Here is a 20,536-nt window from a genome sequence, read left to right as displayed (position 1 = left end):
GAAAAATAGCCCCAAACCGAAAAAGGTTAAGAAACCGTTAACCATTGAGCAGAAAATAAACCGGCGCACGTTTATTTCGTTCGGTACGTTTGCCGTGCTATCCGGCGCGGCCTATGGCGGCTGGAGCTGGCTTAAAAACTCGCCTAAAGAAATACGTACGGTTACCGCCGGGGCAAAGGCTCCTTTACGCAGGGCGCTTAACAAAACCGAACTGTTCTTCCGTAACTTTTTTAGTAATAATAACCTTGTAAAAACTTACCCAAAAGAGCGCGCGGTAAAAGTGGTGCGATATAACAGCGGTATAGGGTTGCAAACAGAACCCGATATAGAAAGTTGGAGACTACAGGTAAAAAAACAATCGGGCGAGGTATTGAATATTACTTTGGATGAACTTAAGGCCTTACCTAAAACCGAGATCGTTTTTGATTTTAAATGTGTGGAGGGATGGGATCAGATCTCGCACTGGGGTGGCGTAAAGTTCAGCGATTTCATCCATCACTTTAAACTGGATGACCAGGCCAAACTGGATTATGTGGGTTTGGTTACCCCCGATAAAAAGTATTACGTTGGCCTTGATACGCCCAGTGCCATGCACCCCCAAACGCTGCTGGCTTATGAAATGAACGACAAGCCACTGATACCGCAACACGGCGAGCCGCTGCGCCTCATAATTCCGGTAAAATATGGCATTAAAAACCTAAAGTGTATTGGTAGTATTGCTTTCAGCAATCAGCGCCCACCCGACTATTGGGCCGAGAAAGGCTACGATTATTACTCAGGCCTGTAACTATTTACAAATGGTATTGATAAAGCGCTCTACTACATACGTTGATAGCTGCCCGCCAGGGCCGGTAAGGTTGTAATCAAACCCATGTGTTGCCCAGGGCAGGTCGAGGTAAAAATATTTGATGCCGTTCTTCTGTAATTTCTTATCAAGTTTTTGGCTGTGGATGGGCGATACCAGCACATCGTTATCGCCATGGATGATAAGCGTGGGTACGGTTTGCCTGCTCACAAATTCAATGGGCGAACTGGCAAAGTATTTATGGGCAACGGCTTTATATGTGCCACCCAGGTACCGCTCCATCACCGCCCGCGAATCCATCACCAGTTTGCTTGCAGGCATTGAATACCCCCAAACCATATCGGCCGGGCCGTAAAAATCTACAACCCCTTTCAGGCCGTTCTGAGGCCGTATATAGGCGGATAAAAGCGCAATTTGTGCCCCTGCAGAGCGCCCTAAAAGCACAAAGTTGGCGGTATCGATGTTTAGTTTTTCGGCATTATGGCGCAAATAATTAAAAACCTCATCCACATCCCCCACCGCCACCGGCGACTGGTATTTAGGCGCCAGGTGATAATTGATCGATGCAACATTATAACCCTCTCCTGCCAGGTAGCTATTCAGTTCGGGCAGTTGTTTGCTGTCACCACTGCTCCATGAGCCGCCATGTACTACAATAATGCAAGGCTTTTTACCTGCAAAACGTGCGGGGTAAAAATCAAGCGTTTGCTCGGCATCATGGCCGTAGGTTAAGGTTTTATAATCAGTTGCTTTTACTCCAGATGCTTTAAAGAGTTTGAAAAAACTAAAAGGCGGCTGGTTATTATCGCCGTTTATAATAGTGCTGCCCGGCCCAAATGCGGCAACAATGCCCTGTTTTAAGGTTGATGAAACGATGTAAGCCCGGATGATAGGTGATGCAAAAAGCAGCAAAGCCAATATACCTATTATAGTAGATGTAATCTGATACTTTTCTACCCAAACCAATGCGATAAGCAACACACCGGTAATGCCGATAAATATCAGCGGGAACTCACATACCGCTATAGCCAACAGCCACAAATGATACGTTGGCGCTTTGAATAGCGTGAGTAAAGAAGCAAGCAACAGCACAACGAGCAATATCAGCACTATCATGCTTTTTGTTTTTGGTACATGCTTCATATACGATGAATGGGTGTTTTTTGATTTAATGTAAACATATATATTTAACACTACACGCTCTAAAATAATTGATAGCTTTGGTTATCGCCCAATGAAAAAACTAAAGCAAATTATAGAACAGGTTAAAACCCTGATAGCCGAAAACAATCCCTATGAGCTGAACAAGATGCTTTGGCAACTGATCTGTTATCCACCAAAAATACCTTTGCGCCTGCACCAGGAACAACTATTCAGCGAGGCGGAAAAATTTACAGTTACAGTCAATGACCCTTATTTTACGAACCAGCAACTTAATATAAACGGCTTTAAATGGGGTAATGGTAAACATAGGGTTTTACTCAGCCATGGCTGGGGATCAAAGGCTGCTGATTTTGACGGACTCATCAATGCGTTACGGGAAAATAAAGATTTGCAGATCGTTGCTTTTGATGCACCCGCTAACGGCAGTTCTGATGGTGATCTATCCAACCTGTTGCTTTTTGCAAATGCGGTTAAAGCGGTGATAGCCGCCACAGGCGAGCCGGATATTACCATAGGGCATTCCTTTGGCACCATGGCCAATGTTTCAACATTAACAGAACTTCACATTACCCCGAAACTGCTGGTTAGCATTGCACCATTTATTTTATTACAGGAGAATTTTATAAGAAGCATGACAGCCGTCGGCGTACCTGCCGACGCTCAGCAAGCTTTTCTTGACGATTTTAAATCCCGCTATGGCATTTACCCTTCAGAATATGCCATGCAAAAGCTTTATACTTTTGATGATGCACTTAACCATTGGCTGGCCTACGATGACCTGGATGCAATGCTGCCCGATGCCTATTTACAGGATTTTTTGAAAGCGCATCCATCCATCAAAACAAAAAACTATAGCGGTGCCGGGCACGAACGCATCATCAAATCGGCAGAGTTGATTGCGGATGTTGTGGAGCGGGTGAATGAGGTTTTGTAGGCAACTAATTACCAAACCGTCATTGCGAGAAGCGATAGCGACGTGGCAATCTTCGATAGAAAAGTCTGCGACAAGCATGTCGAAGATTGCCACGCTACGCTCGCAATGACGCGTGGTTTTCCTTAACTTTACCCCTATGTTTGACCAGCCCAACTACGACGATAAAACCTTCGAAAAATTAGTACTAACGGATAGCATTACCCGCCATAAAGAGTTTCAAAGCTGCACGTTTCGCAACTGCGATTTCAGTAACAGTACGTTTACTCGTAACAAGTTTTTGGAGTGCGTTTTCGAGGAGTGTAACCTATCCATGGTAAACTTTGAGGCATCAACCATGAACGATCTACTGTTTAAAAACTGCAAGATACTGGCTGTAAACTTCAGCAAATGCGAAGACTTTTTATTCGGAGTTGGCTTTGATGGGTGCATATTGGATTACGCCTCCTTTGCCGGGAAAAAGATGGTGAAAACAAAATTCAAAAGATCATCCCTTAAAGAGGTGAGCTTTACTCAAACCAATTTAACAGGCTCTGTTTTTGATGAGTGCGACCTGCTGGAAACCGTATTTAACCGCACTGACCTGACCTCCGTAAATTTTACCACCGCCTATAATTATATCCTCGACCCGGAACTGAATACCCTTAAAAAAGCGGTGTTTGCCATGACCGGTCTGGAGGGATTGTTGACTAAGTATGGAATAAAAGTGGTGTAGCAAGCATACACCAATCTCCACCATGTCATTTCGAACGAGGTACGAGGAGAAATCTTTTACACATGCAAAGTGTACACCGTACTTAATTGTTTAATACATGATTAAAAGCTTGTTGGTAACAATAGCGAAAACTCTTTTCTACCTTGTCATTTCGAGGGAAGCGCAGCGACGAGAAATCTTTTATACTTTGCATCCACACTGTCTGGATTAACGCCATACATGCAAAATCACTCCTGGTTCATCTCATCATTCAAAAACCGCCAATCAGGATTTATAGATTTAATTAAAGCATCCTTCTTTTCCCTTCGCCATTTCTTGATCTCTTTCTCCCGGTCAATGGCATGCTCAATATTTGTAAAATGCTCATAATAAACCAAGTAGTAGCAATAATATCTCCCTGTGAAAGATTTGCCGGTGCCTTTATTCTCTTTGTGTTCGTATAATCTTCTGCTTAAATCATTGGTAACACCAATGTACAGTATTGATTTGTCGTAATTGGTGGTTATGTATATGTAGTAATTGTGATTCCACATACCTAAAATTACAAATAGTTCGGATGCAAAGTGTAAAAGATTTCTCCTCACCCCCCCACGCTTTTCCCCACCCCAGGCTCGTTCGAAATGACATGGTGGTGAGAGCGTGGGTAAACAAGGAAGCCCGATTGCTAATGCAACCGGGCTTCCTTATCTCTTGATTCTTGACTCTAAATGTCTTGATTCTCTAAAAACTACACGTGAAAGTTATTCGCTTTTATATAATTGTAGCTTTTTGTGATGCTCACAAACGGATCGCCGGGGCAAATATCCTGCTCGTTAAAGAAGTACTTTAAGCCTGATTCTTTTGCGTGGGCGAAGATCTTTTTGAACGGAATAACACCGTTACCAACTTCGGTAAACATTTGTTTTGGGGTGTTATCCATATCCTTTACGTGCCATAGCGGGAAACGGCCCGGGTGTTTTTTAAACATCGCGATAGGGTCTTGCTTGGCTCTGTACATCCAGTAAATATCCATTTCCATTTTCACCAGGTCGGCATCTGTACTGTTCAGCAATACATCATATGGGTACTTGCCATCCTGCGATGCAAATTCAAAATCGTGGTTATGGTAACAAAGTTGTATACCTGCTTTTTTTGCAATCTCGCCGCCTTTGTTCAGCTTATCAGCAGTTTCTTTATAATGATCAAGGCTTCCGCGTTCGCTATCCAGCAGGTAAGCGCAAACCATGTATTTAAGGCCTACAGCGGCAGCATCATCAACGGCTTTTTGCCAATCGTTAGTGATGGTACCTTTGGTACCCGGCATGCCTTCGCCCAGCATAAAGTGGCCGCTTGGCATAATAAGGCCATTGTCGCTTAAAACCTTTTTAAACTCGGCAGGTGCCATTCCATAGAATTTTTGGGTGCCGGTATAAGTAGCGCCTTCAACCGAGTTAAAGCCCACCTTGGCAACTTTAGCCAAGGTAGCAACCGGGTCTTTAGCCATCGCATCGCGTACGGTATAAAGCTGTACGCCTACATATCTTTTTTTATGTGCTGCAAATAATTCAGGAGCCATTAACAGGCCGGCCGATAGCATTGCGCTGCTTTTCAGGAACGATCGTCTTGATGTCATTATCTGGTTATTTTAATTGGTTTGTGTAAATGTAACACATTGACTATACAAAACAAATAGACCCGATAATTATTACAAGGTTTAATTTGAAGCCGGGCGCGATGGTTTATTATTACCAAAACGTTTTGGGTTGCGTTTTCCATCCCTGCGTTGTGCATGGCCGGTGCTATGCGGCCGCTCATCTTTCGGTGGTGCCTCAATGCCTTTCAACTCTTCGGGAAGTTCTTTTTGGGCAATAGGTTTCTCTATGAGGTCCTCAATACTTTTTAAACGTTTCAGGTCGCGGTTGTTCACAAAAGTTATAGCTGTGCCTTTAGTAGCAGCACGCGCGGTACGGCCAATACGGTGTACATAATCTTCGGGGTCGCCGGGTACATCGTAATTAACAACCAGGTCAATTCCCTCTACATCGATCCCGCGCGACAAGGCATCGGTACCAATAATAACAGGTAACTGCTTGTTTTTAAAACGTAGTAGGATCTCTTCACGCTCAGTCTGTTGCAAGTCTGAGTGAAAAGCGGCCACGCTGATATGTGCCGACTTTAATTCTTTATAAAGCGATTTTACAATTTCCTTACGGGATGCAAAAATGATTGAGCTTAGGTAACCGCCATCTTTCAAAAGCATTTTTAATAATGGCGTTTTTTGCCCATCGTGCAGTTTGTAGATCTGCTGATCTATACCGGCCGCCGGTTGCGATATGGCGATATTAACCTGTTGCGGGTTGTTTAAAATAGCCTTAGCCAGCGTACGGATCCTGCCCGGCATAGTAGCCGAGAATAGCAGTGTTTGGCGTTTTTTGGGCAGATAACCAATAATGCGCATAATATCGTCAGAGAAACCCATATCCAGCATGCGGTCGGCCTCGTCCAATACCAAATGGGTAATATCATTAAATTTTAGCACACCCGATGTAAGGTGGGCTATAAGCCTGCCCGGGGTGGCTATTATAATGTTTACATTGTTTTGTATACCACGGCGTTGCTGTTCGTAAGCCATCCCGTCGCCGCCACCAAATACTGCCTGCGAGCTGATGCCGGTAAAATAGGCAAGGCCTTCTACCTGCTGGTCTATCTGCTGGGCAAGCTCGCGCGTTGGGGCAAGCACCAATGCTGTAGTATGATGGTTATGTGTATTGGCTATATGGTTTAAAACCGGTAGCAGGTATGATGCTGTTTTGCCGGTGCCTGTTTGCGCGCAGGCTATAAGGTCGTCGCCATTCATAATAACCGGTATGGTCATTTCCTGTATGGGAGTTGGAGTGGTGTACCCCATGCTTAAAACGCCTTCTAAAAGTTGTTCGTTGAAATTAAAATCCTGAAAAGTCACTTATCTTATTAAATGTAAGGATGCAAGTTAGGCATTTTTGCGGGTTATACGATTGTTTACTTTATTATGATGAAGTATCTCATAATTTTGACACTGCAAAAAGGACAGTAAAATTACTGTTTAAAGAAAACTATTTTCTTGCCGAATCATTTATAAGTATTCGTTAGTTCATATGTTTAAACATCTTACCACCGCCGCTCAAATCCGTTTTATAACCATACTTCTGCTCATTTTATCCCGCGGGGCCAGTTACGCCTCAATAATTGATACAGCTGCAAATCATGCTGCCGATACGGGCAAAGTTGCTACGCGCATTATTAACCGCGATTTTAACAACATTTATGTACAAAACCTAAAGCCCTCTTTTTTTGGCCAAGAGCTTTTTCAGCCGGTTAAAACAAAATTGGTGGGCGATATTAACGCACACTTTGTATTGTTCAATACCCCAAAATCGCGTTTCTTTTTTGATGTATCGGCAAGGATAAAAGTACGCCTGTTAGCACAATATGGCGAACCCGTAAAATCACCGAGTTACATGCCAAGTGGTAACTTATACTACCGGCTAAACAGCGATGCCTACAAACCTCAGTTTCTGCAATTGAGCTACACCCACCATTCTAACGGCATCCGCGGGTCAACCCTGCTGCCTGATGGCTCTTTTAACCGCGACAGCGGAAAGTTCAGCACCGATTTTTATTCGCTTAACTATACTATTGGCAAACGGGTAGACAAAACCAACACCATTGATAACCATTACAGCACCATTGGCATTGAGCTACACCGGGGCTTATTTGGCAAAGATGCCGCTTTAGGCCTGCCCGGCCATTACGGTTTTGTACGTGTAAATGGTGGTTATATCTATAACATTGCCAAAAAGTATCAGGATGATATCGACCCCAATAAATCATCTTTTAAAAACTGGCAGCGCATCCAGTTCGATTTCACCTACATTGCCGATAAATACGATGGTTATAATGCCTTTAACCTAAAAAAACGCCTTAATGTAAGCCTGAAGTATTATTACCAGTTCCCTTTTATGCAAAACGTTTCGTTTATTGTAGGGGGTGGTTACCGTGGGCAGGATGATTACAACATTTACTTTGAGGATAGCTACGCGTATGTACAGTTTGGTATCGCATCGGGCTTAAACTTTTTATTCCATAAGAATTAACATTCTCTTCATATCGGTAAAAATTTTGATTGATATATTGCGTTACTATAGCATCAATTAAAATAAATACTACTTTTAGCCTTTGTAATAAAACAAGGAGCGTTGCCCCTGCGCTGCTAAATCTGATAACCAAATGAAAAAACTAATTTTAAGCGCGCTGGCTGTTGCAGCGTTACAGTATTCATCAATGGCACAAACCATAAAATTATTTGATGGCAAAACCACTACCGGCTGGCATGCTTATTTGCAAAAAGACGCCGGCCCATGGAGCGTTGTTGACGGAGCCTTACAGTTTGACCCTAAAGCACCAAATTCAGCCGACCTGGTAACCGATGGCGAGTACGAGAATTATGACCTTTCTGTAGACTGGAAAATTGCCGAGGGCGGTAACAGCGGGATAATTTTTGGCGTGCATGAAGACCCTTCATTAGGCGCAACCTATCTTTCGGGTATCGAGATGCAGGTATTGGATAACGTAAAGGCAGAAGATAACAAAAAACCAAGCCACCTGGCCGGTTCATTATATGATTTAAAAGCGGCTCCTGCTGATGCGGCGAAACCTGCAGGCCAGTGGAACACTGCCAGGATCCGCAAGGATAAAGGCCACCTAACTTTTTGGCTTAACGGCAAAGAAACTGTTGACGTACAAATTGGCAGCCCCGAGTGGACCGAAATGCTGAACAACAGTAAATTTAAAACCTGGAAAGATTTTGCAGCCTATCCAAAAGGCCGCATCGCCCTGCAATCGCATGGTGCTGTTGTAGCATACAAAAACATCAAACTTAAACAACTGTAGTTTACCTGAGAACAACCTAATTCTTTATAGTTCGACATATAAATGGAAGATATTCAGATCAAAAAGTCCGGCACCGTTTACGACGCAATTGTAGTTGGTTCCGGCGCAGGCGGCGGTATGGCCGGTTACGTACTGGCCAATGCAGGCCTTAAAGTGCTGATGCTTGAAGCTGGCGCTTATTTCGACCCGAAAACAGATTCGCACCAGTTAAAATGGGCGTGGGAATCGGCCCGTCGTGGTGCCGGCACAACCCGCCCGTTTGGTGATTTTGATGCTGCCTACGGCGGCTGGGAACTGGAGGGCGAACCTTACACCCAAAAAGACGGCACCGAGTTTGCATGGTTCCGCTCGCGTATGCTGGGCGGCCGTACCAATCACTGGGGGCGTATCTCCCTGCGTATGGGGCCCGAAGATTTTAAACCAAAAGACGGCCTTACCGATCCGTGGCCAATCTCCTATTCAGACCTGAAACCTTTTTATGATAAGGTTGACCGAATGATAGGCATCTATGGAACAGTTGAAAATATTGAAAGCGAACCCGATGGCATTTTCCTGCCGCCGCCAAAACCACGTTTAAATGAGCTTTTTATTAAACAAGGCGCAAGCAAAGCGGGTGTAAAAGTTATTACCGGCCGTGGTTCGGTATTAACCGAGGCTTTGCCCAATAATAAAGACCGTGGCGCTTGCTTTTTTTGCGGGCAATGCGGCAGGGCATGTAAAGTGTATGGCGATTTTTCGGCATCATCATGCCTGGTTATCCCGGCTATAAAAACCGGTAACCTAAAAGTAATAACCAACGCCATGGTGCGCGAAGTGCTTACCAATAAAGAAGGCCAGGCAACCGGCGTATCATACGTAAATAAAGACGATTTACAGGAGTATCAGGTAAACGCAAAAGTAGTGATACTTGGTGCCAGCGCCGGCGAAAGCGCCCGTTTGCTGCTCAACTCAAAATCGGCAGCACACCCGGGTGGTTTGGCCAACAGCAGCGGCGTAGTTGGTAAATACCTGCATGATAGTACCGGCTCGGGCGCGGGCGGTTTCCTTCCGCAACTGATGGACCGTAAGCGTTATAATGAAGATGGTGTGGGCAGTGTGCACATCTACTCGCCATGGTGGCTTGATAATAAAAAACTAAACTTCCCGCGTGGGTATCACATCGAATATGGTGGCGGTATGCACATGCCATCATACGGTTTTGGTGGCGGTATACAGGATATGAACGGCGCCGTACCGGGCCGCGATGGTAAAAAGAAAGACGGCGGCGGCTACGGCGCTTCACTAAAAGATGATTACCGCAGGTTTTATGGCACACAGGTTGGCATGGCCGGCCGTGGTACTGCCATTGCCCGTGCCGATAACTATTGCGAAATTGACCCTAACGGTGTGGTTGACAAATATGGTATCCCGGTATTGCGTTTCCACTACAAATGGACCAACGACGAGATAAACCAGGCCAAACACATGCAGGAGACCTTCCAGGAGATATTGCATAACATGGGCGCTATTTACGGCGAGATGCAAGGCAAGGATACCAATTATGGCTTAGAAGCACCGGGCAAGATCATCCACGAGGTGGGTACCGTGCGTATGGGCGACGATCCAAAAAAATCGGCATTGAATAAATATTGCCAGGCGCATGATTGTAACAACCTTTTTGTGGTTGATGCCGCACCATTTGTGCAACAAGGCGATAAAAACGCTACCTGGACCATACTTGCATTAAGTATGCGTACCGCAGAATATATTTTATCACAACGTAAAAAACTTAACGTATAAGGCCATGAACAGACGCGAATCCCTTAAAGCAATAGGTTTAGGAACTTTAACAACCGGGCTTTTAATAGGCGTTGGTTGTAAGCCAGGCGAAAAAGCAGCCCCGGAAACCACCGCCGCCGGAAAAGCAGCAGCAGTGCCGGGCCGTATGCCCGAAGAAGTAGAACGTGAAAATAAGATCAAGGCCGAAAAGTATTTTGATGAGCACGAAATGGCTACTATTACCATACTGGCCGATATTATTATCCCTAAAGATGCCCACTCGGGCAGTGCATCTGATGCAGGTGTACCCGCCTTTATTGAGTTTATTGTAAAAGATATCCCAAGCCACAAATTACCTATGCGCGGCGGCCTTAAATGGCTGGATATGCACTGCCTGAATACTTATGGAAATCCGTTTATTAAATGCAGCAGCAAACAGCAAACCGAACTGCTTGATCAGATAGCTTACCCAAGTAAAGCCAAACCAGAAATGGCACAGGGTGTAGCCTTTTTTAACCGCATGCGCGATTTGACAGCCTCTGGCTTTTGGAGCAGCGAAATGGGCACCAAAGATATTGGCTATGCAGGCAACGCCCCCAACAAATGGACAGGTGTACCAGCCGACGTATTAAAGCAATACGGTATGGAAAACGTAACGATATAAAAGAAAGGGTTGCTTTGATAAAGCAACCCTTTTTATTTAGTTGAACCATTTTTTACTGGTAGCTACTTTTATCGCCGATGCTTTATTGCACACATGTAGTTTATCGTAAATATTGGCAATGTGCTTTCGCACGGTGTGCGGGCTTATAAACAGGCGCTCGCCTATTTCCTGGTAGTTCAGGCCATCAACAATACGGTTCAGGATCTCCATTTCGCGGGTTGATAGCAGGTGCTCATCTTCTTCAATGGGCTTAACCGGCTCGGTTACATTAGGCGTGTTCCTTAACAAGGCCAATGCTTTACGTGCAATGCGTGGCGACATAGGTACGCCGCCCTCATGTACTATCTCGGCAATGGCTTTAACAATATTAGATACTTTTTCATCTTTCAGTAAATACCCGCTCGCACCGGCTTTTATGGCCTCAAAAAGCTTATCATCATCATCAAAAACAGTAAGCATTAAAAAATGCATATCGGGGTATAAACTTTTAACTATTGCAACGGCTTCAATGCCATCCATTACAGGCATCTCAATATCCATCAAAACCACTTGCGGGCGCTTTTCTACAGCCAGTGGCTTTAGTTGCTCTATAAAATCGGCCCCATCACCAGCCTGCAGCACTATGTTTATCTCTTTATAATAGGAGATATTGTTAACCAACGCTTCGCGAAGCAATCGTTTATCATCAACAATAGCAACCGGTATATGGCTCATAGTAATCAAAGTTATCTCCTTAAAAATAACGATATTAAATTAATAAAGCCATCCAAATTATATGGACAGCCTTTATTATTGTTGATTTTAGGGTATTAATATTTGTTTTTATAGTTTTTTAGAAGTTAAAGCCAACGCGTAGGCCCATAAAGCCCGCGCCCTGGTAACCCTCGTACCTGATGCTGGCATCAAATCCCCCCAGTTCTACACCAACACCCGGTGCGTAAGTAAAGTGTGTGCTGCCAACAGACTGCAAGTCGCCGTTAGAATCACTGTAGTATGACCTTACAATTGTTGCACCGGCTTCGGCAATGCCGTAAAAGTTACCACCAAATTTGTATTTATAACCAGCCTTAACGGGTATATTTAACTGTGCTTTGGTATCTATACCCAGGGTAGAAAGATCTTTGGGTAAAAAAGCAATAGCGCCCGATGTTAAAGTAACAGCGCTTGCATCGTCAATACCAAAAGCTGCACGTATTGTTAAACCGGCGCCAACGTTATAGGCAGATTTTAATGCGCCTACAGGCAGGGCACCTTCAACACCCAAACCAAGCTTGAAACCCTGTGCGTACGATCTTGTAGCAAAACCGGCCAGGATGATGATTGCGATAGTAAAGATTTTTTTCATTGTTTTAAGATTTAAGTATTTATTATTTGTTAGGCTTTTAATAATACTAAGCAACAGCAATATAGCGGGGTTAGCAATACCGCATTTGCGGTATATTGTTACGTAATTATACAGGGATGAACACCACTACATAACAATCTGCTCCTAAATTGCTCACACTTTCCAGCCCCGTATAATTATTTAATACTTATTTATATATCTCCGTAAGCTAACATCCTTTACAAAACATTAAATCTTTACTTAATAAAACATAAGGTGTGCCCCGTTCATAAAAATCAATTAATTTGCGGCTCTATTTAAGGCTGATGTTTTTTATACTTTCTAAAGTGCTTGTTGTATTTATCTTTCCGCTTACCTGGGCGTTCGGCCTGTTGGTTTACGCGGCTTTTACAAAAAGGCAAAAACGCAAGCAGGCGCTTTTAATAACAGCTATAACTCTACTCTACTTTTTCTCGAACCGGTTTACGGCCGATACAATGGCCCGGATCTGGGATGTGGCGCCCTATCAGCCATCAGCAAAAACCTACAGCTGTGTTGTGCTTTTAGGCGGGTTTGTTTCCGAGGACGAAAGTGGCCAGGGTTATTTTAACTGGGCGGCCGATCGCTACACGCAGGCCACTAAATTACTGGCAAACCATACCGCCTCGCACTTATTATTTAGCGGCGGCAGTTCGGATATTTACCCGGATGGGTTTTGTGAGGCTGGTTTTGTTAAAGCGGAGTTAAAAAAACAAAACTTTGCCGATAGCCTGATCCTTTTAGATGGAAAAGCCCGTAATACGGCCGAAAATGCCATATTTGCTAAACAACTATTAAAACAGGCTAATTTACAACCGCCCTATTTGATGGTTACATCGGCATTTCATATGCGGCGCGCAATGCTGATATTTAAAAAGGCCGGTATTAACGTTGTGCCTTATACAAGTAATAATATGGCACCTATCAGGCATATTTATTTAAAAGATTTTTTGCCCGATGTTGATGCCATAAGCCAATGGAACATTTATATTAAAGAAATGGTGGGCTACATAGTAGCTTGCCTAAGCTAATACAACATGACTATGAAAAAAACACTGCTATTACTATTACTGCCTGCCTCGTTATTACAGGTAGCTTACGCTCAAACAAGCCCTAAAAAAACAACATCTGGCAACCCTATAGCAGCGGGTTGGTACGCCGACCCGGAGGCAACTATATTTGGTAAAGAATATTGGGTTTATCCAACCTACTCGGATAAATATGATAAGCAAGTGCATTTTGATGCATTTTCTTCCCCAGATCTAGTAAACTGGACCAAGCACGACAACGTGCTGGATTCATCAAACGTAAAATGGGCCAAACGCGCCATGTGGGCACCCGCTATTGTTAAAAAAGATAATAAGTACTATTTCTTTTTCGGTGCGAATGATATACAAAGCGATAAGGCTTATGGAGGCATAGGTATTGCAGTAGCCGATAAACCTGAAGGCCCTTTTAAAGATTATTTAGGCAAACCGCTTATTGATAAGTTTTACAACGGTGCACAGCCAATAGACCAGTTTGTGTTTAAAGATACCGACGGCCAATACTATATTATCTATGGCGGATGGGGCCATTGCAACATCGCGAAGCTAAAGAATGATTTTACAGGTATTGAAGCTGCCGCCGATGGAAAAAACTTTAAAGAGATAACCCCAGAAGGTTATGTAGAAGGGCCTGTTATGTTTATCCGTAAGGGCAAATATTACTTTATGTGGAGCGAAGGCGGCTGGACAGGCCCCGATTACCGCGTGGCTTATGCTATTGGCGATAGCATAAACGGCCCGTTTAAAAAAATTGGCACCATATTACAGCAGGATGCGGCTATAGCAACCGGCGCCGGGCACCATTCGGTGATAAAAGTACCGGGTAAAGACGAGTGGTATATTGTTTACCACCGCCGCCCCCTAACTGAAACCGACGGCAACCACCGTGTTACCTGTATTGATAAAATGACCTTTGATAAGGATGGGTTGATCAATCCGGTGAAAATTACTAATGAAGGGGTTACGGCGAATAAGATAAAGTAGCCAATTAAGACACACGCGGCGCGCGTGCGCCAGCAGTGAAATAGCTGAAGTAGCGATGTCATGGTGAGCTTGTCGAACCATTAGCCGCGCGTTTAAGTCTTCGACAAGCTCAGACTGACAGGCTTGAAACAAGAGAAGGCGCTGATAATTCAGCGCCTTCTCTATTTATATCTTGTCTCTTGATTCTTACATCCTGACTCTACCCCACTATCTTCATATTCTCGGCATCCCAGTGGATAATTTTATTCTGGAAGTAACTGTCGTTACAGGCAAGTGCCGGCGCTGCCGCCCGGAAACCAAATACAGCGTCCTCCACCACTGGCTTACCCGTACGTACCGAATCCATAAAGTTGGCGAAGTGATCGTTAGATGCATTGTAGCCATCGGGTGCGCTATAAGTTATGGGGTCAAACTTTGGCCTTGTGCGTTGCTCCTGGGTATATCGTTTGTTGTAATCGTCCATTAAAAGTTTTTGCTCAGCTTCGGTATAGGTAAAGTATGAATCCCAGCCACCAATGCCGGGTGCGGCTGCCAGCTTGTTCTGCTGTATCCTAAAGCTTTCGCCCTCGCCGCCAATATCCATCACCCCCTCCGATCCTACAATCTTGGTTGTGGTTTTATCGCCATCGCCGCTAATAAAGTTAACCCTTAAAGTAACCTGGAACGCCGGGTGCTCTTTGGTTTCGCCATATCGTACAACTGCACTCATCACATCGGGCACATTACGGCCATCCTTCCAGTAAGCCAGGTCGCCTATAGAATAAATACTCTCAGGCCCTTTAGACCCGGTTATAAAGTGGATGCCGGTTAATAAATGCACAAATAAATCGCCTGCAACACCGGTACCATATTCGCGGTAGTTTCTCCATCTAAAAAAACGCTTCGGGTCAAAATCCATTTTCTTATCTGCGTTTGCCTGGTAACGTGCCCAGTCAACATTTTGTATATTCCCATCTGTCGGGATGGTATATTGCCATGCTCCCAAAGCGTCCTGCCTATTAAACGATGCTTCGATAGAATTGATCTTACCAATAGCACCTGATTCATACATCTCTTTCGCTTTACGGTAAGCAATGCTGCTAACCCGCTGGCTCCCCACCTGAAACACCATCTTAGTTTCTTTTTGCACCCTTATCTCCTCCAACCCCTGGCTTATTTTGTGTACCATTGGTTTTTCGCTGTAAACGGCTTTGCCCTTGCGCATGGCATCCATGGCTATCTGGCTATGCCAGTTATCGCTGGTAGCAACTATAATAGCATCTATATCCTTACGGTCCAGTAATTCGCGGTAGTCCATGGTGGTGAACAGGTTTTTTCCGTAAACCTCTTTGGCATGTTCCAGGCGGCCTTTGTACAAGTCGCAGGCACCAACCATCTCTACTCCCGGCACGGTTAACGCAGCATTGGTATCATTATAACCCATTATCCCCATACCAATAGTTGCTATCCGGATCTTGTCGTTAGGAGATACGCGCTTTTCGGCCCGTAATATCCTCACTTCATTCTCTTCTTTAGCTGCTAAGCTGGTAAGCGATGCGGATGTCAGTAAAACTGAGGTACCCAGGTGCTTCAAAAACTTTCTACGGTCTGTGGCCATTTGTTGAATAAATTAAGCTTTAATAATTGGTTAATTAATTGCAGGCGCAATTAAAGGTTTAAAAAAGGCAATTTAATAAAAATACTAAAAGGAAAAAGCCTTTACATATATTAATATACAGTTAGTTAACTACTGTATTTAAAACTACAAAAAACTTTTTAATTTTATTTAAAAAGTTATAAATTGCAGATGATTACCCCAATCTGTAAACCATCAATTATAGTGTATGAAAAAATTATCCTTACTGGTATGTTCCTGCCTTATGGGCACTTTTGTTTTGGCGCAACAAGCCAATACAAGCATCGCCATTATCCCCGAACCTGTTCAAATAACCACACACACCGGGCAATTTGTATTACCGGCTGTTTTAACCATACAGGCAGGCTCGCAAGAGGGAATGACACCCGTGCTTAACCTTATCAAAAACAAATTTTCTACGGCTACCGGTAAAATCATCCGGGTTAATGCGGCTGCCCCTACAGCAGCTCTTAAACTGGTGCTTAATAAAACTACTGATAATGTGATCGGCAAAGAGGGGTATTACCTTTCGGCCAAGGCAAAAGGCATAACCATACGGGCCAATACAGAGGCCGGCCTGTATTATGGTGTACAAACCTTATTGCAATTACTGCCAAAAGAGATTGAAGGAAAAGTAGTTGCCAAAAATATAAAATGGGCAGTGCCAATTGTTGATATTACCGATTACCCGCGCTTTGAGTGGAGGGGTTTAATGTTTGATGTATCTCGCCATTTCTTCACCAAAAAAGAAGTGATGAGCTATATTGATAATATGGCTAAATACAAGCTTAACCTTTTCCATTGGCACTTAACAGATGATGAAGGTTGGAGAATTGAAATAAAGAGTTACCCTAAACTAACTACTGTTGGTGCTTATAATGTTAAACGCGAAGGTAGCTTTGGAGATTTTATACCACCAAAACCTAATGAGCCACGCACGTATGGCGGCTATTACACCCAGGATGATATTCGTGAAGTGATTAAGTACGCTCAACAGCGTTTTGTAAATATTATGCCCGAGGTTGATGTACCCGGCCATAGCCTTGCAGCGGTTGTTGCCTATCCTGAATTATCGGCTACGGCAGGTGCCGATAAATACGTAGTACGTTCGGGCGAAAAGATAATGGATTGGTCGAAACCCGGCCATCCGGCACTGGTGGATAATACGCTAAACCCTGCTGGCGAGTTTACCTATACCTTTTTAGATAAGGTAGTTGGCGAAATAGCCGAGCTATTCCCTTTTCCGTACATCCACATGGGTGGCGATGAGTGTGCCAAAAATTTCTGGGAGCAAAGCGACCAGGTGAAAGCCCTGATGGCTAAAGAGAACCTGAAAACACAGGAAGAGGTACAAAGCTATTTTGAGAAACGTTTGGAGAAGATAGTAGAATCGAAAGGTAAAAAGTTTATGGGCTGGGATGAGATACTGGAAGGCGGCATTGGCCCCAACGCGGCTTTAATGAGCTGGCGCGGGGTTAAAGGCGGTATAGAAGCTGCCAAACTTGGCCACGAGGTTGTAATGAGCCCAACTACCTTTGTTTACCTGGATTATATGCAAAGCGACCGCATAATGGAACCGCATGTTTATGCCAGCCTACGCCTGAGCAAAACCTATGAGTTTGACCCGGTACCCGAAGGTGTTGATGCCAAAATGATAAAAGGCGGGCAAGCCAACCTTTGGACAGAGCAGGTGTACAACATCCGCCAGGCTGAGTATATGACCTGGCCACGTGGCTTTGCGCTGGCAGAGAGTGTATGGTCGCCGGCATCTAAAAAGAATTTTAATACGTTCTTCACTAAAGTTGAAAAACATTTTGCCCGTTTTAACGAGGCCGAAACCAAATACGCCCCAAGCGCTTACGACCCTGATTTTAAACCGGGCCGCAATGCCGACAGCACCTTAAATGTAACCCTAACCAACGAAGTGCCGGGCTTGGATATTTACTACAGCTTTGATAACTCGTACCCGGATAATTTTTATCCTAAATATACAGGTGTGCTAAACATCCCTATTGATGCTACGCAATTAAAGGTGATAACCTACCGTGGTAAACAACCGGTTGGCCGTATGATAAGCATGCCAATTGATGAGTTAAAACGCAGGATGGGAAAGTAGTAAGCTATTAGCAGTTTACATAAGAAAGCCGCGCCAATTTTGGTGCGGCTTTTTATTTGGCTTGCTATTTTAACCACAGAGAACACAAAGGATTTGCATGTTCTTAATCACAGAGAACACAGAGCCTGTCTCATTCTCTCTGTGTACCTTTGTGGCTAATATTTATTAGTGTGTCTTTCTGCCCTCTGTGGTTAAAAATACGCCCACTCTACTCCTTCCTTTTCATTCTCGAAAACGGAAAACCGTTGCAGCCTTTCATTGGGTTTTGCCTGTCAGCTTTTGCGGTGGTTTCGGCTATCTGGTCGGTTTTAGCATCGTATACGCTAAGGCAGAAGCCCCATTTCCAGGGCTCCATATTGCTGAACTGCATATAATCTATACGTGTATACAAGCCGCCCTCTCCGGGGTTTTGGCCGTCATTGCGGGCTACGATGTACTGGTCTTTAACATTCCATTTAATGATATGGTATTGGGTGCGGGGCAACTGCATAAACAAGGTGTCGTTAACGGTGTAACGGATGCCGTAATCGTCCACAAAATTACCTTTAAACATTGCGGGGATCTTCTCATCAATACGATGAGCCTGTTTTTTATCGCCGATGCCAATTATCGATAGGAACAGTATTACGAAAGCCAGTTTTTGCATGTGCTAATTTATTAATTTTTAACCACAGAGTACACTGAGGATTGGCATGCCTTTAAAACACAAAGGTCACAGAGAAATAAATCTCCGTGACCTCTGCGAAATGCTTTATGTCCTCTGCGATTAATTCTTCTGCTTATTTAGCAGCGAATAATGTTACGTAGTTTTTACGGTAATAATATGCCAGGAACAGGTTACCAATTAACAATGCAACTGCCGTAGGTACGCCATCAGGCGCTACAAATATGTGCGTTAATAAAATATTTATTACAATCGGGAATATCACAACAGTAGCAAGGGTTACGTAGCGCCCAATTAAAAATAATATAGCGCATACCAGTTCTGTTACCTTTATAAAGGTCATTAAATAGCCGGATGCCGTTATACCTGCCATAAAGGTTTTGTTAGCTTCGCTCATTTCGGGCATTTTACCCATGTTGATTTTAAAAAGCACTACAACTGATGCGAACAGGAACATTAGTCCCATCAGTGTACGAACAATGATCATTGCAATCTTCATAATATTTAAAGTTTAGTGTGTGTTTATTCTTTCTCCAGTATCTGTTTAAGGTTATTCAGGCTTATTTCCATATCGGTGCCCAGCATTTTTTCCATGTTCATGAATAGCAGCATGGCATTCATCGGAAATGGCATTTTACTGGCAAAAGCCCATTTTACGGTAGTGGTATTTTCGGTTACTGATTGCGTTGCGATGTAAGTATCGGCCACGCCTGAAAACGGTTTTATAAAAACCACACGGATATCTATCCGCTCACCATCAATAATTTTTTCGATGGTTTGCTCCCCTTTGCCGGCTTGTTTAATATCGCTATCCCAGGCAGCGGCAAAACCCTCGGTGCCATCAGTACCGGTGTAGGTCATCCGCTTATTAGGGTCGGTCATTACCCATTTGCTGTAATAATCCATATTACGCAAAAACTTAATGTAGTCAAATATCTGCTGGCGGGGTTTGTTAATAATAATACTTCGTTGCACCGCATACTCTTTTGGAGCAATAAGGGCCAATAACAGCACGACTACAACAATGCCTGCAATAATGCCTAAAATGGTGGTTAAGGTATCCATTATTATGTGGTTTTAATGGTTTGGTACTTCTTCCAGAAGTAATACAAGATAAACATTATTACAAGTATTACCAGCGGCATAATTAACAAACCTGCCCCATCGCCAACGGCTGCCCTTGATGCAAATGCTCCTATAAAGTTAATAGCAAAGCCTGCAAAAGCCCATTCTTTTATAATTTTAAACTTGTTTTGCAGTATGGCAATAGCGCCAAATAATTTGAATACCCCGGTAATTACCATTATATAAATAGGGTATCCCAGGTGGCGCATAACTTCCTGCCCGGCTTCTTGTTTACTAATACCGCCGTAAGCATCGCCCAGCATGGCTAAAGCAAATAATATGGTTAGTCCCCAATAAACGATCTTGACAGTTTTTGTATTCATGATATTCGGGTTTAAGGTTAATTGTTATTGTTGGTCTGTAAAAACGCCCCAGCGGATACCAAATTTATCAACTACGTTGCCCATGGTACCGGCGAAAAAGGTCATGATGGGGTGTACCACCCTACCGCCTTCCGCCAGTTGAGCAAACTTCTGCTGTACTTCGGCTTTAGTAGCACATGTTAAAGTTAATGATACGGCCCCAAGTTCAGTCCCCACATTATCATCGGGCATATCTGTTGCCAATATATTAAAATCACTTCCGGTAAGGTCGGCATGCAGTATACCTTGCTGCGCTTCCGCCGGGAACATCTCCTTCATCGGAGATTCTTTTACCGGCATCAGGTTAAGCTCTCCG

At 43.8% G+C, this 20,536-nt stretch carries 22 protein-coding genes; 10 read left to right on the top strand and 12 right to left on the bottom strand.

The features are described from left to right. A partial coding sequence (locus tag WC615_RS15060; RefSeq protein WP_372978909.1) for a molybdopterin-dependent oxidoreductase occupies positions 1-787 on the top strand: 787 nt, incomplete at its 5' end. Here the strand turns inward: WC615_RS15060 and WC615_RS15055 are convergent. Beyond that, positions 788-1,948, bottom strand: coding sequence for an alpha/beta hydrolase fold domain-containing protein (locus WC615_RS15055; protein WP_372978908.1), 1,161 nt, complete (start codon positions 1,946-1,948; stop codon positions 788-790). It lies immediately after the preceding gene. A gap of 91 nt (positions 1,949-2,039) precedes the next feature. Between WC615_RS15055 and WC615_RS15050 the strand changes: the two genes are divergently transcribed. Together WC615_RS15050 and WC615_RS15045 are read left to right on the top strand one after the other, a co-directional pair. After that, positions 2,040-2,903: an alpha/beta fold hydrolase gene (locus WC615_RS15050; protein ID WP_372978907.1), complete on the top strand. Its 864-nt coding sequence runs from the start codon at positions 2,040-2,042 to the stop codon at positions 2,901-2,903. 136 nt (positions 2,904-3,039) lie between these two features. Continuing rightward, positions 3,040-3,615: a pentapeptide repeat-containing protein gene (locus WC615_RS15045; protein WP_372978906.1), complete on the top strand. Its 576-nt coding sequence runs from the start codon at positions 3,040-3,042 to the stop codon at positions 3,613-3,615. A 227-nt stretch (positions 3,616-3,842) separates the two neighbouring features. Here the strand turns inward: WC615_RS15045 and WC615_RS15040 are convergent, their stop codons facing one another. The 3 genes from WC615_RS15040 to WC615_RS15030 all read right to left on the bottom strand — a co-directional run bounded on the left by WC615_RS15040 (position 3,843) and on the right by WC615_RS15030 (position 6,556). Next, positions 3,843-4,148 carry a GIY-YIG nuclease family protein gene (locus WC615_RS15040; RefSeq protein ID WP_372978905.1) on the bottom strand — a complete coding sequence of 102 codons (306 nt, stop codon included), beginning with the start codon at positions 4,146-4,148 and terminating at the stop codon, positions 3,843-3,845. A gap of 194 nt (positions 4,149-4,342) precedes the next feature. Further along, positions 4,343-5,227: a TIM barrel protein gene (locus tag WC615_RS15035; protein ID WP_372978904.1), complete on the bottom strand. Its 885-nt coding sequence runs from the start codon at positions 5,225-5,227 to the stop codon at positions 4,343-4,345. An 81-nt stretch (positions 5,228-5,308) separates the two neighbouring features. Further along, a complete protein-coding gene (locus WC615_RS15030; protein WP_372978903.1) occupies positions 5,309-6,556 on the bottom strand; it encodes a DEAD/DEAH box helicase in 1,248 nt (415 codons plus the stop codon). A gap of 172 nt (positions 6,557-6,728) precedes the next feature. On the opposite strand from WC615_RS15030, the gene WC615_RS15025 reads away from it, so the two are divergent. From WC615_RS15025 to WC615_RS15010, 4 genes are all read left to right on the top strand, one after another. Further along, positions 6,729-7,727: a hypothetical protein gene (locus WC615_RS15025; protein WP_372978902.1), complete on the top strand. Its 999-nt coding sequence runs from the start codon at positions 6,729-6,731 to the stop codon at positions 7,725-7,727. Between the two features lie 133 nt (positions 7,728-7,860). Continuing rightward, a complete protein-coding gene (locus WC615_RS15020; protein WP_372978901.1) occupies positions 7,861-8,523 on the top strand; it encodes a DUF1080 domain-containing protein in 663 nt (220 codons plus the stop codon). 42 nt (positions 8,524-8,565) lie between these two features. Beyond that, positions 8,566-10,302: a GMC oxidoreductase gene (locus tag WC615_RS15015; RefSeq protein ID WP_372978900.1), complete on the top strand. Its 1,737-nt coding sequence runs from the start codon at positions 8,566-8,568 to the stop codon at positions 10,300-10,302. Between the two features lie 4 nt (positions 10,303-10,306). Further along, positions 10,307-10,945: a gluconate 2-dehydrogenase subunit 3 family protein gene (locus tag WC615_RS15010; RefSeq protein ID WP_372978899.1), complete on the top strand. Its 639-nt coding sequence runs from the start codon at positions 10,307-10,309 to the stop codon at positions 10,943-10,945. A gap of 36 nt (positions 10,946-10,981) precedes the next feature. On the opposite strand, the gene WC615_RS15005 is transcribed toward WC615_RS15010, so the two are convergent. Next, entirely contained in the window at positions 10,982-11,659 is a 678-nt protein-coding gene (locus tag WC615_RS15005; RefSeq protein WP_372978898.1) for a response regulator, read from the bottom strand. Positions 11,660-11,777: 118 nt separating this feature from the next. Next, the gene (locus WC615_RS15000; protein ID WP_372978897.1) at positions 11,778-12,290 is read right to left on the bottom strand and encodes a hypothetical protein; all 513 of its coding nucleotides are present in this window, start codon (positions 12,288-12,290) and stop codon (positions 11,778-11,780) included. A 305-nt stretch (positions 12,291-12,595) separates the two neighbouring features. Here WC615_RS15000 and WC615_RS14995 point away from each other — a divergent pair, with 305 nt between their 5' ends. Both WC615_RS14995 and WC615_RS14990 read left to right on the top strand, forming a co-directional pair. Further along, positions 12,596-13,339: a YdcF family protein gene (locus WC615_RS14995; protein WP_372978896.1), complete on the top strand. Its 744-nt coding sequence runs from the start codon at positions 12,596-12,598 to the stop codon at positions 13,337-13,339. 12 nt (positions 13,340-13,351) lie between these two features. Further along, the gene (locus tag WC615_RS14990) at positions 13,352-14,338 is read left to right on the top strand and encodes a glycoside hydrolase family 43 protein (protein WP_372978895.1); all 987 of its coding nucleotides are present in this window, start codon (positions 13,352-13,354) and stop codon (positions 14,336-14,338) included. A 199-nt stretch (positions 14,339-14,537) separates the two neighbouring features. Here WC615_RS14990 and WC615_RS14985 read toward each other — a convergent pair whose 3' ends face one another. Further along, positions 14,538-15,935 carry a Gfo/Idh/MocA family protein gene (locus tag WC615_RS14985; RefSeq protein WP_372978894.1) on the bottom strand — a complete coding sequence of 466 codons (1,398 nt, stop codon included), beginning with the start codon at positions 15,933-15,935 and terminating at the stop codon, positions 14,538-14,540. 226 nt (positions 15,936-16,161) lie between these two features. Here WC615_RS14985 and WC615_RS14980 point away from each other — a divergent pair, with 226 nt between their 5' ends. Beyond that, a complete protein-coding gene (locus tag WC615_RS14980; protein WP_372978893.1) occupies positions 16,162-18,069 on the top strand; it encodes a beta-N-acetylhexosaminidase in 1,908 nt (635 codons plus the stop codon). A gap of 208 nt (positions 18,070-18,277) precedes the next feature. Here the strand turns inward: WC615_RS14980 and WC615_RS14975 are convergent, their stop codons facing one another. From WC615_RS14975 to WC615_RS14955, 5 genes are all read right to left on the bottom strand, one after another. Next, positions 18,278-18,715, bottom strand: a complete 438-nt coding sequence (locus WC615_RS14975; protein WP_372978892.1) for a hypothetical protein — start codon at positions 18,713-18,715, stop codon at positions 18,278-18,280. Positions 18,716-18,848: 133 nt separating this feature from the next. Continuing rightward, positions 18,849-19,232, bottom strand: coding sequence for a DoxX family protein (locus WC615_RS14970; RefSeq protein ID WP_372978891.1), 384 nt, complete (start codon positions 19,230-19,232; stop codon positions 18,849-18,851). Positions 19,233-19,255: 23 nt separating this feature from the next. Beyond that, the gene (locus tag WC615_RS14965) at positions 19,256-19,798 is read right to left on the bottom strand and encodes an SRPBCC family protein (protein WP_372978890.1); all 543 of its coding nucleotides are present in this window, start codon (positions 19,796-19,798) and stop codon (positions 19,256-19,258) included. Positions 19,799-19,800: 2 nt separating this feature from the next. Next, positions 19,801-20,181, bottom strand: a complete 381-nt coding sequence (locus WC615_RS14960; protein ID WP_372978889.1) for a DoxX family protein — start codon at positions 20,179-20,181, stop codon at positions 19,801-19,803. Positions 20,182-20,205: 24 nt separating this feature from the next. Then, positions 20,206-20,536 (bottom strand): VOC family protein (locus tag WC615_RS14955; RefSeq protein WP_372978888.1); only part of this gene is annotated, 331 nt, incomplete at its 5' end.

It is taken from the genome of Mucilaginibacter sp. (assembly GCF_041663085.1).
Lineage (GTDB): Bacteria > Bacteroidota > Bacteroidia > Sphingobacteriales > Sphingobacteriaceae > Mucilaginibacter.
Note: the sequence above shows the minus strand (reverse complement) of the source record. Positions and strands in the feature narration are given on the sequence as shown.